This is a genomic window from Antarctobacter sp., assembly GCF_965277915.1.
Taxonomy (GTDB): domain Bacteria; phylum Pseudomonadota; class Alphaproteobacteria; order Rhodobacterales; family Rhodobacteraceae; genus Antarctobacter.
In genome coordinates this window covers 3,726,233-3,740,301 of record NZ_OZ255849.1, presented here as the reverse complement: position 1 = coordinate 3,740,301, position 14,069 = coordinate 3,726,233, and the positions used below count along the sequence as shown (strand labels likewise).

Here is a 14,069-nt window from a genome sequence, read left to right as displayed (position 1 = left end):
CGGCCTCGGGCCGCGCAGGAGGCATGCCAGCGGGTCCCGCAAGACCAAGGAGTATGAACATGTCCAAGCTGCTGCACCCCAAGGCGACCGCCGTCTGGCTGGTGGACAACACCACGATGACCTTCAAGCAGATCGCCGATTTCACCGGATTCCACGAGCTTGAGATCCAGGGCATCGCCGATGGCGACGTGGCCGCGGGCGTCAAGGGCTTTGACCCGGTTGCCAACAACCAGCTGGAACAGGGGGAGATCGACAGGGCCGAGAAGGACCCGCTGCACAAGCTCAAGCTGAAGCACAACCCGGCCGCCCGCGACGAGGAAAAGCGTCGTGGCCCGCGCTATACCCCGCTGTCCAAGCGGCAGGATCGCCCGAACGCGATTCTCTGGCTGGTGAAGTTTCACCCGGAACTGGCCGACAGCCAGATCGCCAAGCTGGTCGGCACCACCAAGCCGACAATCCAGTCGATCCGCGAGCGCACCCACTGGAACATCCAGAACATGCAGCCGATCGACCCGGTTGCCCTGGGCCTGTGCAGGCAGTCCGAACTGGACGCGGCGGTGGCCAAGGCGGCCAAGGATCTGGCCAAGGTCATGACCGACGACGAGCGTCGCAAGCTGGTCTCGACCGAGCAGAGCCTCGAGATGGAGCCGGAACCGCGTCTGCCGTCGTCGATCGAGGGGCTGGAAACCTTCAGCCTGTCCGATCCGCGCGGCGAGGAGGACGACGAGGAAGACGACCGCAAGAGCGACGACGATTACCTCGACGCGGACAGCTTCTTCAACTTGCCCGGTGGCGGCAAGGACGAGGACGACGAGGAAGAGGACCGCTGAGGTCCGGCAGGGCGCCGCTCCTGGCCCTTCGGGCCAGATCGCCCCGCCCGCCGTCCCACTGACAGGCGCCCCTTTGTGGGCGCCTTTTCTTTTGCTCTGCCGGGGTTACTTACGGATGTGCCTCAGAACTCTATGCCCAGCTTGATCCCCCAAGAGGTATTGTCGTCCGCGTCGTGCGAGACCTCGAAGCGGCCTTTCAACCCGTTGCCGCCGGTCGCAAAGCTGGCGCCCAGGGCCAGGGCAGTGCCGCCGCTTACGTCGGGCGCGTCTAAGGTGGTGCTGGCGCCGCCGACCGAAAAGGTGATGTCGTCGGGATTGCCGCCGAAGCTGGTCAGGGCAAGGTAGGGTCGCATCGACATGTCGTTCATCTGCATCGGCAGGCCCATCTCGACGCGCAGCGCGGCGGTGGTTGTCGTCCGTTCGCCGATCTTGCCCCCGGCCAGGCCGGACAGGGCGTGGCGCTCTGTCTTGTGGCGCAGGAAATCGCCCTGCATCACCAGGTCGATCCCGTAGCCCGCGGACGGGTTCTGCCACAGCAGGCCGCCGCCGCGCAGGCTGATCCCCAGCAACTGGCCGTCGAAATCGGCGCTGCCGGTATGGGTGTCGGGGCTGTTGATCTCGTTGTGGGTCCGCCCGGCATAGAGCGCGGCGTCATAGCTGAACCGCCCGTACTCTCCGCTCAGGCCGAGGCCCACGAATAACGACCTTATCCGGGTTTCGGTAACCCCATCGTCCAGGTCGCTGGCACCCTCGCCGTAACCGATGAAGGGAGAGATCCCCCGCCAGCCGGTGCCAAAGCCCACCGCGATACCGCGGCTGGCAAAGTCGGCCCCCTGCGAACTGTCGGGCGCGATGGTGCCCGCGTTGGCGAAGGTGCCAAGCCAGGGGCCCCGTGCCACCTGGAAGTCCAGCACGCTGCCGCCGATCCCCATGCCCAGTTCCCGCGACAGCCGGTCCGGAGAGGAGACCGGCGCCTCGTCCACGACGATCAGCGCCGGCGCGGTGACCACGGCGGCGGGGGTCGCCACAGGCGCCGGCGTGGCGTTCAACAGTACATAGCCGCCGCCGCGAACGGTGATCGTTTCGGGAACGGTGGTGCCAAAGGTCAGCACCTGCGACCGGCGGGTCATGACGGCCAGCGTGTCATGGCCTGCGCCCATCTCGATGGCGCCGGAGACCGCGCTGCCATCCAGCAGGCGCAGGATGTCGTCGCCGCCGCCCAGGCTTACCGCGACACCGCCGCGCCCGATCAGCGTGCCGGAGTTCACGATTTCCTGCACCGTGAGGTCGGCGGCATCGGTGTTGATGGCGAGATTGCCCTCGATCCGGCCGGTGTTGAGGACGAGGGACGGGCCGGCGGCGGCGGCGTCGAAATCGATCCCGTCCTCGGCGCCGAGGCTGATCAGCCGCCCGTGGTTGGTGATCTTGCCACTGTCCAGGTCGATGGCGTCCTGGTCACCGGTCGACTGGATCAGGCCAGAGTTGAAGATGTCGGCGAAATTGCCCGCGTTCACGCCGTCGTCGCCTGCGATCACGGTGCCGGTGTTGGTGACCTGCGCGAAATCGACGTTGACGTTGATGCCCTCGTCCGGGGCTGTGATGGTGCCGTTGTTGACGACCAGCGGGCGGTCCTCAAGCTGCACGCCGTCGTCGTCAAGGCTGGTGATCACGCCGTTGTTGATCACCACGCCATCGTTGTCGATGTTGATTCCGTCGCCACCCACACCGATCACGGTGCCGTTGTTTGTGACATGGACATCGTTGTCGCCCTGGATGCCGTGATCCCCGGGCCCGCGCACGAAACCGTCGTTGACGATGATGACATCGTCATCCACCCGCAGCCCCCGGTCGCCACCGTCGATAGTGCCGGTCGGGGCGATAGTGATGCTGCCATCGTCAAAGCCGTCATCCTCGATCCCCGGGCCGGTGCCGGCGCAGATCACGTCGTCGCCGTCCGCGGGATCGGAGGGCAGGCAGGCGGACTGGGCAAAGGCGCCCGCAGGCAGAAGAGTCATCAGTGCGGCGGCAAGGGCGAGAGGGGAAACACGGTTCATGGAACATCCCGGAGTGACTTGGCGAAAATCGTTACGGGGCAATGCCCCCTGTCGCTCCGGCGGCTACTTGGCTGATGTAACAGTTTGATGTGCCGGGTCATGCCGGCTTTGGCCCTGCGTGCGGGTGCGGCAAACGGGCAACGCCCGGTTCAGGTCACAGCCGCTTGCGTGCGTTCAGCGCCGCGGTGATGGTGCCGTCGTCCAGGTAATCCAGTTCGCCGCCGATTGGCACGCCCTGCGCCAGCGAGCTGAGCTGGATGCCCCGGTCTTCCAGCTGGTCGGCGATGTAATGGGCGGTTGTCTGGCCGTCGATGGTGGCGTTCAGGGCCAGGATGACCTCTGTCACGCCTTCGGCCTCGATCCGTTGCAGCAGCTGCGGGATGCGCAGGTCCTCGGGGCCGACGCCATCCAGCGCGGACAGTGTGCCGCCCAGGACGTGATAGCGCCCCTTGTAGGTGCCGCCGCGTTCCATCGCCCAGAGGTCGGCGACCTCTTCGACGACACAGAGCAGCCCGTTGGCGCGGCCCTCGTCGGCGCAGATCGGGCAGACCTCCGAGGTGCCGACATTGCCGCAGTTCAGGCATTCGCGGGCACGTTCGGCCACATCGGCCATGGCCTTGGCCAGGGGCGCCAGAAGGATCGCGCGCTTGCGGATCAGGTGCAGGACTGCGCGGCGGGCAGAACGCGGGCCGAGGCCGGGCAGGCGCGCCATCAGGTCGATCAGGTGCTCGATCGGGTTGGCATCGCGAGCCATGTCAGGGGGCCTCGCCGGGCAGCGGGATGCGCGTGACGTCAAACCCTTCGGCGCGCAGAAGTGCGATCATGCCGTTTTCGCCGGGCAGGTGGAAGTTGCCGACGCCGATGAAAACGCCGCCTTCGGTCAGCGCGTCGCGGGCGGCATTCACGAAGTCCTCGTTGCGCTCATCCACCAGGTATTCGGTCATCCGGGCGTAGAGCGCGGGCCCCTCGTTTCCAAGCGCGGCAGTGACCTGTGCCTCGTCCCAGGCCATCATCAGCCCGACCTGTCCGGTCCGGTAAAGCGCCAGCGCGGTGGCGCGGGCCTCTGGCGTGGCGCCGGGCATCAGGTAGACGGCGTAGGTGCCGATGATGGCGCGGGCGAGATCCTCGTTGCCGGGCGTGTTCAGCTTGGTCGAAAGCCGGTCGCTGTCTTCCAGCGGCAGGACGGGGATGCCCCGGATATGGGCGAGCGTCTGCAGGTAGCTGTCCTGAGAGGGCAGGACCCCGGCAGAGAAATCCTCGCAGGGGTCATAGAGCAGCAGCTCCGCCAGCGTCCCCAGCCGCAGTTCCGGCAGCGCGTCGCCGGGCCAGCCGAGGGCACGCAGGCGCGCCACAAGGTGGTCTTCGAACCGTTCCGGCAGGTTGAGGTCGCGGTAGGCGGTGACAGAGCCGTCCTGGCGATAGACATCGTCGCCGCGCATGTAGGCGTCATGGCTTGCACGGTCCGGAAAGGTCGGGTCGATTTCCAGCCCCAGCCGGTCGGCGCCGGTCAGGGCCTCCCGCACCGCCTCGGGCAAGTCGAGCACACTGCGGTGGCTGCTGTGCATCGTCCCCCAAAGATGGGAGACAGCGCCATCCGGCGCCGTGATGCGCCAGAAGCGCCCGGTGGCATTGGGGATCGCGGCGGCACGCGCCTCCAGTTCGGCCCGGCCCTCGGGGGCAAAGACCTCGTCGTGGATCTCGATCCGGGGCGGAAAGCACAGATCGCGCGTGGCCCAGTCCTGCGCCGCGACCGGGGCCGCGGCGGCGAGGGCGAGCCCGGTTAGGCCCGCACGCAGCAGATCCCGCACCCGCCCCGGCACGGATCAGAACGGCAGTTTCATGTCGGCGGGCAGGCCCATTTCCTGGGTCAGCTTCTGCATCTCGGACTGGGCGCGTTCGCTGGCGCGGGCCTGAGCGTCCTTGATGGCGGCCAGGATCAGGTCCTCGGCCACTTCCTTTTCCGACGGCACAAAAATCGACGGGTCGATTTCAAGGCCCGTCAGTTCGCCCTTGGCGGTGGCGGTCGCCTTGACCAGGCCGGCGCCGGATTCGCCGGTCACGGTCGTGTTGGCCAGCTCTTCCTGCATCTCGGCCATCTTGGCCTGCATGTCCTGCGCCTGTTTCATCATCTTGGCCATGTCGCCAAGCCCGCCCAAACCTTTCAGCATGTTCTGTCTCCTGGTAGATGGTCCGCCGAACAGTCGGCGCGGTGTCGAGAAGTGTTGCCCTACATATCGCAGTCGCGGGGGCGATGGACAAGGCGCTGGCGCCGCGTCAGCCCCGTGCCGCGGCGATTTGATGCCACGCAGGGCAGGACGGTGCGGTCACTCCTCGAAGGGATCCCATTCGTCCTCGACCTCTGGCAGGGCTTCTTCCAGCGCCTCTGTCGCCGCTTCTTGCGCGGTGCGGATATGGGTAATCGTCGCTTTGGGAAAGGCGGCCATCGCGGCCTGCACAAGCGGGTGCTCCTGGGCCTCGGCCCTAAGCGCCAGTTCGGCGGCGTCGCGTTTCTCGACCACGGTCGGTGTCTCGCAGCCGTTGACCAGGATCACCGCCCAGCGATTGCCGGTCCATCGTTGCAAAGCCGCGCCAAGCCGTTGCGCAAGGTCGGGCGCGGCGTCCTCGGCGGGCGTGAACTCGATCCGGCCGGGCTGATAGGCGGCAAGCCGCACCGCCCCCTCGACCTCGACCAGCAGTTTGACGTCTCGATTGGCGCGGATCAGCTCCAGCACATGATCGAAGGTGGGATAGCGGGCCAGCGCCTCGGCGGCCTCGGTGGCCAGCGCGGTCACCGTTCCACCGGAATGACCGCCGCCGTTGTGCTGCGCAGAGGTTTGCGACGCATGCGTCATCCCGCCCGACGGACCGGCAGGCGCGCCGCCGGGGCCGCCGTTCGGCGCGGGCGGAGGCGGGCTGTCCTGCAACTTGCGCATCAGTTCCTCGGGCGAGGGGCCCTCGGCCACATGGGTCAGCCGGATCACCGCCATCTCGGCGGCCATCATGGCCGACGGCGCGTTCGACACTTCCTCGATCGCCTTCAGCAGCATCTGCCAGGCGCGGGCCAATGCCCGCATTCCCAGTCCGTCGGCAAAGGCCTGTCCACGCCCGCGTTCGTCGGGCGAGACGGTCGGATCGTCGGCGGCCTCGGGCGTGATCTTGACCACGGAAATCCAGTGAGTCAGCTCGGCCAGGTCGCGCAGCACCGCCAGCGGGTCGGCACCATCGGCATATTGCGCCGACAGTTCCTCGAGCGCGCCGGCGGCGTCACCGCGCATGATGCGTTCGAACAGGTCCATGACCCGGCCCCGGTCGGCCAGGCCCAGCATGGCGCGCACCTGTTCGGCGGTGGTTTCCCCGGCGCCGTGCGAAATCGCCTGATCCAGCAGCGAGGTCGCATCGCGGGCGGATCCTTCGGCGGCGCGGGTGATCAGCGCCAGCGCCTCGTCGGTGATCTCGGCCGCTTCGGCCTTGGCGATCTTGCGCAAGAGGCCGATCATGTCCTCGGGTTCGATCCGCCGCAGGTCGAAGCGCTGGCAGCGCGACAGCACCGTCACCGGCACCTGCCGGATCTCGGTCGTGGCGAAGATGAACTTCACATGGCTGGGCGGTTCTTCCAGCGTCTTCAAGAGCGCGTTGAACGCGCTCTTGGACAGCATGTGCACCTCGTCGATGATGTAGATCTTGTAGCGCGCGCTGGCTGCCCGGTAATGCACGCTGTCGATGATCTCGCGGATGTCGTTCACGCCGGTGCGGCTGGCGGCGTCCATCTCCAGGATGTCGACGTGGCGGCCTTCCATGATCGCGACGCAATGTTCGCACTTGCCGCAGGGGTCCGTCGTCGGGCCGCCGTTGCCGTCCTCGCCGATGCAGTTCATGCCCTTGGCGATGATCCGTGCGGTCGTGGTCTTACCGGTGCCGCGGATGCCGGTCATGATGAAGGCCTGGGCGATCCGGTCGGCGGCAAAGGCGTTTTTCAGCGTGCGCACCATCGCGTCCTGCCCGACGAGATCGGCAAAGGTCTCGGGGCGGTACTTGCGGGCGAGCACCTGGTAGGCGGGGGCGTCGGTCATGGGGGTCCTGTCTGGTGTTGCGGCCAAGGTAAGCGCTGCGCGCCGGGCCGTCCACCGCCCTCTGACCGGGATTGCGCAGGCAGTGCTTGATTTCCGCGCGCCGACGCGGCACATCAGGGACAGGGTCGCTTGCCGGGGGCCTCCTGATCCGCGGAAAGCATCTGCACCGGCCCGAACGGAAGACCACCGATCATACGGTTTTCTCTGGCCCGACACGGCGGATCACGGGCAGTGACGGAGGAACCCGATCATGACCGAGCTTTCCCTTGAGTCCCTGCGCTTTGAGGCCAAGCGCCTGCACCGTGCCTATATTGCGCGCGAGGTCTGGGCCCTGCAGCGCCTGCAACAGCACCCGCCAAGGCGCGCGCCCGACAGCCTGCGGCGTGCCGATTTCCTGCATGTCGTCGCGCAGGAGAACGGCTTTGCCAGTTGGCCGCGCCTGAAGCTCGCCGCCGAAACGACAGGGTTGGACCGTGCCGCGAAACTGCAACGGCTGAAAATCGCGCTGTTTCATGGCCAGATCCCGGTCATCGAGGCTTTGCTGGCCGATACCCCCGACCTGGCGGATGGGGTGTTCGGCCTGGAATGCGCGCTCTACCGGCGAGAGGCTGTAGCCGCCGCGCTGGCACGCGATCCCGGTCTGGCCACTCGGCCCCTCGGCCTGCGCCGCCCGATCCTGCACCTGGCGTTCTCGCGCTGGATCAAGGCCCGCCCCGAGTTGGAGGAGGACATGCTGGCGGTGGCTGACCTGCTGTTGGCGCATGGGGCCGACATGAATGACGGCTACCCGGCCGCCGAGGGCGAGGATCACCTGCTGTCGGCGCTCTATGGCGCCATCGGCCATGCCGACAACATGGTGTTGGGCCGCTGGCTGCTGGACCATGGCGCCAACCCCAACGACAACGAGTCGCTCTATCACGCCACCGAACTGGGCCACCATGAGGGGCTGCGGATGCTGCTGGAGGCAGGCGCCGATCCGCATGGCACCAATGCGCTGCTGCGGGCGATTGATTTCCACGACCACGCGGCCGTCGAGATGCTGCTGTCGCATGGCGCCCGGCCGGACGATTTCAACCCCGAGGAGGTTGGCGGAGAGGCGCCCTGGGTGGTGCCCGCCCTGCACCAGTCGGCCCGGCGTGGCTGTGACCGTCGCATGGTGGACATGCTGCTGGAAGCGGGAGCCGATCCGGCGCGCGTCTGGCAGGGCGCCACGGCCTATGCCTATGCTCGCGTGCATGGCAATCGCGCCGTGGCCGAGGCGATCGAGGCGCGCGGTGCGGCGACCCCGCTCAGCCGCGAGGAAACCCTGCTGGCCCGCGCCGCGGAAGGGCAGGCCAGTCCGGGCGAATTCATCGACCCCGCGCGCCTGGCCCCGGCCTATGCCAACATCCTGCGCGAGACGCTGCACCTGCCCGACAGGTTGCCGGTGCTGGAACGGCTGGTGGCGCTGGGCCTGCCCTGGGATCTGCCGGACGGCATGGGGGTGACGCCTGTGCAGGCCGCCGGTTGGGAAGGTCTGCCCGATGTCATGGGGTTCTTCCTGCGGCTGAAACCGGACCTGAGCCACGTCAACGGCTATGGCGGCACGCTGCTGGGCACCATCCTGCACGGCGCCGAAAACGCGCCCGACCGCGACAGCCGGGATCACATCGGCTGCCTCGAGCAGGCCCTGCATCACGGCGTTGCCCTGCCGCGGCGCGAGATCGGTTTTGTCGTGCGCGAGGACATCCGCGCCTTTCTCGAAGACTGGGCCGAGTCGCACCCCGGGCAGGTGGTCTGAACGGGCCGGTGCCTTCGGGTGCGGGCCTTTCCGTGGCATTCTGAGCGCACAACATGAAAAACTTGCCGCAAGTCCCCGACTCTGGTGGGGATTGCCGGCTGTCTTGGATCCGAATCGCTAGGCCAGTCTGGACATGCGTGTATTATCCCGGGTGGCGGAAATCCGCGGCCGTGGGGGCGGCCGTTGGCCCGTCGCTGCCGATTGGGGAGACATTGCATGATCGAGGACGAGCAGAATGCAACCGGCACCGCCGGGCCTGTCACTCTGCATGTCCTGCCCGTTGGGGGCGGCATCCTTGCCTTTTCGCAACTGCCTGGTGCCGGGGGCGACTATCGCGGCGATCTGGAACACCTGTCCAGCTGGCGCCCGGCGATGGTGATTTCCCTCGTCAGCCAAGTCGAGATGCTGGAGGCCGGGGCCAAGACCCTCGGTCAGGACGTCCAGGACAAGGGGACGCGCTGGGTACATATGCCGATCAAGCGCGGCGATGCGCCCAATGCTTCTGTCGAAGAAGGCTGGCCAAAAGTCAGCACACAGGTCCGCAAGGCGCTGCTCGGGGGCGGGCGCGTCATGTTGCACAGCCGCGAAGGCAAGGGGCGGGCGGCCATGATGGCCCTGCGGCTGATGATCGAGGCGGGCGAAGCCCCGGACGAGGCGGAGGCGCGCCTGCAATCCGTCCAGCGGGGCGCCTATCTTGAATCCTGGCAGCGCAACTGGTCGCTCAAGGCCGAGCGCGAGCCGGTGCCCTTCGTGCGGCACGCCCGGTCGGGTTGAACATGCTGCAAATGGATGGGGCGGAAAGACAACGGCCCGGCGCTTGCGCACCGGGCCGTTTGTGGTGAGAGATTGTAACGACCCAAGCGGGGCTCGTTACGGCTGCTTCCTTCCGGACCTGACCGGGTTGGCGAGGCGCTTGCCCGCACAACCTCTCGACCGTCTATCTAAGGCCCCGGCGCGGATTTTGCAATGGGGTGCGATGCACTCTCCCGTTTGGAGCGCGGGGCGTTTATGAGGGCGGCATGGACGAGACATTCGAGATTTTCGCAAGCGTGCCGCCGGGGCTGGAACCTCTTTTGCTGGCCGAGGTCAACGCCGCGGGATTCGCGCAACCCGCGCAGGTTCCGGGCGGTGTGACCTTTCAGGGAGGCTGGCCCGAGGTGGCGCGGGCCAACCGCGAGTTGCGCGGCGCGGGCCGTGTGCTGGCGCGCTTTGCCAGCTTTCGGGCGATGCACCTTGCGCAACTGGACAAGCGGGCGCGGAAACTGGACTGGGCGGCTGTGCTGCGCTCTGACGTGCCGGTGCGGGTCGAGGTGACCTGCCGCAACTCAAAGATCTACCACGACCGCGCCGCGCGCCAGCGCGTCGAAGGCGCCATCGCCGAGACGGTAGGCGCGCCGGTCCTGAAAGAGGCCGCGGACGAGGCGGTGCGCATCATGCTGCGGATCGAGGATGACCTTGCGGTCTTTTCCGTCGACACCTCGGGCGAGCCGCTGCACCGGCGGGGCCTCAAGCAGCAGGTGGGCAAGGCCCCCATGCGAGAGACGCTGGCGGCGCTCTTCCTGCGGGCCTGTGGCTATGACGGGTCCGAACCGGTGGTGGACCCGATGTGCGGGTCCGGCACCTTTGTCATCGAGGCGGCAGAGATCGCCGCTGGACTGGCACCTGGGCGGGCGCGGGGCTTTGCGCTGGACCGGTTGGCGGTGGAGGTTCCGGCTGCGCCGCGGCCGGAGCGCCGCGAGGTCGGCGTGCGGTTCCACGGGGCCGACCGGGATGACGGGGCGATCCGGATGAGCCAGTCCAATGCCGCACGGGCCGGGGTCGCGGAGCTCTGCTCCTTCACCCGCGCGGCCATCAGCGATCTGCAGCGGCCCGAGGGGGCACCCGGGCTTGTCATGGTGAACCCGCCCTATGGCGCGCGGATCGGCAACCGCAAGCTGCTGTTCGCGCTGTATGGCACTCTGGGCGCCGTGTTGCAGGACCGCTTTGCGGGCTGGCGGTTGGGCATGGTCACGTCTGACGGGGGGCTTGCCAAGGCCACGGGGCTGGACCTGACAGCCGGCCCGCCGGTGAGTTTCGGCGGGCTCAAGGTCAAGCTCTACCAGGCCCGTCTGTGAGCGGTCGATTGCTGCCCTGCGCCTAGTCCCGCACCAGCCCGCCGGGACAGAAGAACCGGGTATAGAGGCCGTAGCAGGTGGCCGTCATCTGGTAGCCGCGCAGGTCGATCCGCGCGTAGACGTAGCGGTCCTCGTAGGTCAGGTCGATGCCGGACATCAGCAGATCGGTGCAGGCGCGGTTGTCGGCACGGCACAGCAGCAGCGCCGCCGCGTCCAGACCGGACTTGCCGTCGAGACCCTCGTTCGCGACGGTCAGTTGTATCTGGCGGCGCACTTCCGCCTCCGCGGCCTCGGGGCCGGGCTTGGTGACAAGGGCGCCGATCAGCGCCATGACGATCATGCCGAGAAGAAAACGATACATGGCAAAGCCCCTGTCTGACCTTTTCCCTGATGGAGTAGGCGAGCGCGCGGCCCTGCGCAAGCGCGTCAGATGAGGCCTGCCAGTCCAGCCCCCTGCAGCAGGTCGTCTGCCAGATGATGCGCGTGCCGGCCCGAGGGCGGCACGAGGTCGGGCACCTGCACGACGGTCATCCCCGCGGCAAAGCCGGCCTCGGCGCCGGTGTTGCTGTCCTCGAAGACAAGGCAGCGGCCCGGTTCTGCCCCCAGCCGGCTGGCGGCCAGCAGGTAGGGGTCTGGGGCCGGTTTGGCCCGGGTCACGCAATCGCGCGTCACGACGACGTCAAAGCGCCGCGCGAGGTCCGACCGCGCCAGCTTGTGCAGGGCAGAGATACGCCGCGACGAGGTGGCGATGGCCACGGGCACCGCCCGCCCCGCGAGGTGGTCCAGCAGGTCGATCGCACCGGGTTTCAGCGGGATGCCCTGCGCGGTCTGGCGGCGGTCCTCTTCCAGCCAGTCGGCATGGATCGCGTCGAAATCCAGCGCGCCGAAGTGCTGTTCTAGGATCGTGCGTCCGGTGTCGCTGGCGGTGCCGACCAGCTGCAGGAAAATCGACTTTGTCAGGTCGGCGCCGTGACGGGCCAGCACCCGGCGCCCGGTGACGAAGGCAAGGCTTTCGGTGTCGACCAGCGTTCCGTCGAGGTCGAAGATCACGGCATCATAGGGCATCGGTTTTCCGGTTCGCAGCGTTCGGCCAAGGCCTAGACGAAAAACGGGCGGCCCGAAAGCCGCCCGCCATAAAGTTTCGTGTCGCGATCCTACAGCGAGATGCGGAAAAGCGCGAAACCGTCGGCGCCTTCGCCCGCATCCTCGATCTCGACGCCCTTGACCTCATCGGCATAGTCGCGTGCCTTGGGGCCGGTTTCGAACAGAACGGTGGTGCCTTCCATCGGCTTGAACGACCAGTTGGCATCGGCGGAGGGGTTGATGGTGCCCTGTTCGACGATGTAGCGCACAATCACGTCGCGGTTGGTGTCCGGCGCCTCGAAGATCACCGTATCGCCCTTGGCGCCCGGGAAATCGCCGCCGCCCGAGGCGCGATAGTTGTTGGTGGCGATGACGAATTCCATGTCCGCCGTCACCGGCTCTCCGTTGAACATCAGGTTGACGATGCGGTTGGCGTCGGGGTTCTCCAGCGCGCCCTTCGGGCCGAATTTCGACGGCTGGCTGAGGTCGATCTGGTAGGTCACCCCGTCGATCACGTCGAAATTGTACGACGGGAAGGCGGGGTTCAGCAGCGGCGCGTCCTGCGCGCCCGGATCGACCTGGTTGAACATGCCCGCCGAGCGTTCCAGCCAGTCCTTGACCTGTGCGCCGTTCACCTTCACCGCGCGCACGGTGTTGGGGTAAAGGTACAGGTCGGCCACGTTTTTGATCGCCACGGCGCCGGGGGCGACATCGGTGTAGTAATCCGGCCCGCCACGGCCACCGGCCTTAAAGGGCGCGGCGGCGGACAGGATCGGCAGGCCCGCGTATTCGGTGCCAGCCAGCATCTGTTCTATGTACCACTTCTGCGCGATCGACACGATCTGGACCGAGGGATCATCGGCCACCAGCGCAAAATAGCTGTGCAGCGGCGCCGAGGTCTGGCCCACCGCGCGGCGGACATAGGCCAGGGTTTCCTCGTGGTCCTCTTGCGTCGCGTCGATCACAGGCTGGTAATCCTCGACCAGCGCGGTGACGGACCGGTCCTCGTTGCGCTTGGCGATCGGGCGCGCCTCGGAGGTGGTGGAGACGACGCGCCAGCTGTTTCCGTCACGCTCCAGCAGCAGATCGATCAGACCCATGTGCGACCCCCAGAAGCCGCCCATGACGGCGGGCTTGCCGTGGATCGTGCCCTTGCCCACGTCCACCGCGGCATAGTCGGCATAGGTGGGCGAGGGGAAGACGAGGTGCGAATGCCCGGTCATCACCGCGTCGATGCCCTCGACCCCGGCCAGCGGCACGCTGGCGTTTTCCATGCCGTCCGTGTGGTCGGCGGATCCGATGCCGGAGTGCGACAGAGCCACGATGATCTCTGCCCCCTGTTCCAGCATCTCGGGGACGTAGGATTTCGCCGTCTCCACGATGTCGCGGGCGGTGACGTTGCCCTCAAGATGCTTGCGGTCCCAGTTCATGACCTGCGGCGGCGTAAAGCCGATGACACCCACCTTGATCGGGTGCGTATTGCCCGCGCCGTCGGTCAGCATCCGGTCAAGGATGACGTAGGGCTTGAACAGCGTCTCGTCCTCGCGCGGGGTCGCGCCCTCGGTCTTGGCAACGTTGGCAAGGACCACCGGGAAATCGGCACCCGCCATCGATTTCATCAGGAAATCGAGGCCGTAGTTGAACTCGTGGTTGCCGATGGTGGCCGCGTCAAAGCCCAGCGTGTTCATCGCGGTCACGATGGGATGCATGTCCCCCTCTTTCATGCCGCGTTCGTAGGCGATGTAATCGCCCATCGGGTTGCCTTGCAGGAAATCGCCGTTGTCCAGCAGCATGGTGTTGGTCGCCTCGGCGCGGATGCCCTCGATGATCGAAGCGGTGCGCGACAGGCCGACGGTGTCGCGCGGACGGTCGGCGTAATAGTCGTAGGGATGGACGTGGACGTGAATGTCCGTCGTTTCCATGATCCGCAGATGCGCCTGGTTGGCCGCCGCACGGGCCGAATAGGGGTGCAAGGTGATCAGGGCGGCTCCGGCTGTGGTTCCGGCAAGGAACTGGCGCCGCGAGAGACGTGCATCGAAGGACTGTGACATGGTTTTCCCCAAAGTTTGGCTGCGTGACGGTATTGACCCGGAAATTCCAACAGTGGTGTGACGCTAACACGATTCCCGCGTGTCGTG

The 14,069-nt window shown here is 67.1% G+C and carries 12 protein-coding genes and 1 other RNA gene; 4 read left to right on the top strand and 9 right to left on the bottom strand.

Annotated elements, in window-relative coordinates:
• Positions 1 to 59 precede the first annotated feature (59 nt).
• Positions 60 to 830, top strand: coding sequence for a DUF1013 domain-containing protein (locus ACQY5B_RS19175; RefSeq protein WP_420327904.1), 771 nt, complete (start codon positions 60 to 62; stop codon positions 828 to 830).
• Between the two features lie 122 nt (positions 831 to 952).
• Here the strand turns inward: ACQY5B_RS19175 and ACQY5B_RS19170 are convergent, their stop codons facing one another.
• The 5 genes from ACQY5B_RS19170 to ACQY5B_RS19150 form a co-directional block, all read right to left on the bottom strand.
• Positions 953 to 2,884 (bottom strand): autotransporter outer membrane beta-barrel domain-containing protein, encoded by a 1,932-nt coding sequence (locus tag ACQY5B_RS19170; RefSeq protein WP_420327905.1) that lies wholly within the window; start codon positions 2,882 to 2,884, stop codon positions 953 to 955.
• 154 nt (positions 2,885 to 3,038) lie between these two features.
• On the bottom strand, positions 3,039 to 3,638 hold the full coding sequence (gene recR, locus ACQY5B_RS19165) for a recombination mediator RecR (RefSeq protein ID WP_420327906.1): 600 nt from the start codon (positions 3,636 to 3,638) through the stop codon (positions 3,039 to 3,041).
• Between the two features lies 1 nt (position 3,639).
• The gene (locus ACQY5B_RS19160) at positions 3,640 to 4,692 is read right to left on the bottom strand and encodes a TraB/GumN family protein (RefSeq protein ID WP_420327907.1); all 1,053 of its coding nucleotides are present in this window, start codon (positions 4,690 to 4,692) and stop codon (positions 3,640 to 3,642) included.
• 15 nt (positions 4,693 to 4,707) lie between these two features.
• On the bottom strand, positions 4,708 to 5,052 hold the full coding sequence (locus ACQY5B_RS19155; RefSeq protein WP_305971445.1) for a YbaB/EbfC family nucleoid-associated protein: 345 nt from the start codon (positions 5,050 to 5,052) through the stop codon (positions 4,708 to 4,710).
• Positions 5,053 to 5,208: 156 nt separating this feature from the next.
• A complete protein-coding gene (locus ACQY5B_RS19150; RefSeq protein ID WP_420327908.1) occupies positions 5,209 to 6,954 on the bottom strand; it encodes a DNA polymerase III subunit gamma/tau in 1,746 nt (581 codons plus the stop codon).
• Positions 6,955 to 7,204: 250 nt separating this feature from the next.
• Here ACQY5B_RS19150 and ACQY5B_RS19145 point away from each other — a divergent pair, with 250 nt between their 5' ends.
• On the top strand, positions 7,205 to 8,734 hold the full coding sequence (locus ACQY5B_RS19145) for an ankyrin repeat domain-containing protein (RefSeq protein ID WP_420327909.1): 1,530 nt from the start codon (positions 7,205 to 7,207) through the stop codon (positions 8,732 to 8,734).
• A 216-nt stretch (positions 8,735 to 8,950) separates the two neighbouring features.
• A complete protein-coding gene (locus tag ACQY5B_RS19140; RefSeq protein ID WP_420327910.1) occupies positions 8,951 to 9,508 on the top strand; it encodes a protein-tyrosine phosphatase family protein in 558 nt (185 codons plus the stop codon).
• A gap of 60 nt (positions 9,509 to 9,568) precedes the next feature.
• Here the strand turns inward: ACQY5B_RS19140 and ffs are convergent.
• An RNA gene (ffs, locus tag ACQY5B_RS19135) (signal recognition particle sRNA small type) lies at positions 9,569 to 9,668 on the bottom strand.
• 85 nt (positions 9,669 to 9,753) lie between these two features.
• On the opposite strand from ffs, the gene ACQY5B_RS19130 reads away from it, so the two are divergent.
• Positions 9,754 to 10,848, top strand: coding sequence for a THUMP domain-containing class I SAM-dependent RNA methyltransferase (locus ACQY5B_RS19130; RefSeq protein WP_420327911.1), 1,095 nt, complete (start codon positions 9,754 to 9,756; stop codon positions 10,846 to 10,848).
• Between the two features lie 22 nt (positions 10,849 to 10,870).
• Here ACQY5B_RS19130 and ACQY5B_RS19125 read toward each other — a convergent pair whose 3' ends face one another.
• The 3 genes from ACQY5B_RS19125 to ACQY5B_RS19115 form a co-directional block, all read right to left on the bottom strand.
• Positions 10,871 to 11,209: a hypothetical protein gene (locus ACQY5B_RS19125; RefSeq protein WP_420327912.1), complete on the bottom strand. Its 339-nt coding sequence runs from the start codon at positions 11,207 to 11,209 to the stop codon at positions 10,871 to 10,873.
• 65 nt (positions 11,210 to 11,274) lie between these two features.
• Positions 11,275 to 11,913, bottom strand: coding sequence for an HAD family hydrolase (locus tag ACQY5B_RS19120; RefSeq protein ID WP_420327913.1), 639 nt, complete (start codon positions 11,911 to 11,913; stop codon positions 11,275 to 11,277).
• Between the two features lie 89 nt (positions 11,914 to 12,002).
• Positions 12,003 to 13,982: a bifunctional 2',3'-cyclic-nucleotide 2'-phosphodiesterase/3'-nucleotidase gene (locus ACQY5B_RS19115; RefSeq protein WP_420327914.1), complete on the bottom strand. Its 1,980-nt coding sequence runs from the start codon at positions 13,980 to 13,982 to the stop codon at positions 12,003 to 12,005.
• Positions 13,983 to 14,069 lie beyond the last annotated feature (87 nt).